This is a genomic window from uncultured Roseibium sp., from assembly GCF_947499295.1.
GTDB lineage: Bacteria > Pseudomonadota > Alphaproteobacteria > Rhizobiales > Stappiaceae > Roseibium.
In genome coordinates, this window is the sequence record NZ_CANMNP010000128.1 from 1 (window position 1) to 534 (window position 534).

Here is a 534-nt window from a genome sequence, read left to right on the forward strand (position 1 = left end):
TCACGAGGCTTGCCGCAGGGCGCAAGCATCTTCTTTGGATCCCAATATGCTATCGGCATTGGACTTTGGTTCGCAGCGTCTCTCGTCTTTATCGCCGTCTATTCCGCGCTGTGGTCGGGCCGGTCCGGTTGGCCTCGAATGCTGCGGTATCTGATCGCAAGCGTTCTGATGAGCTTGCCACCCTTCGGAATCATGGGTTGGGCCAGCCCGATCACTGCGGCCGGCGTGCTCTTTCCGGGGTGGAGCTGGTTCGGACTGGCAGCGACCGCGATCCTGTTGCTCATGATGACCACAAGCTTTTGGCGGATCGCGGTCCCGGTTGTCGCCGGATGTGCTGCTTGGTCCGCCGCATTCTGGACGGACCCGAACGTAATTGAGGGTTGGACCGGCTTCAACACCATTTTCCGTTATGAAGGGACTGGACAGCACGCCGGTTATGAGCAGCAGCAGCAAACAATCGCCATGGTTCGCGAGAAAGCCGGGCAGGGGGTGAAAGTCGCGGTTCTCCCGGAGAGCGCTTTAGGACTATGGACG

The 534-nt window shown here is 59.6% G+C and carries 1 pseudogene; it reads left to right on the forward strand.

Going from position 1 to position 534, the window contains the following annotated elements:
* Positions 1–534: pseudogene (locus Q0835_RS30080) on the forward strand (conjugal transfer protein TraB); the annotation flags it as partial.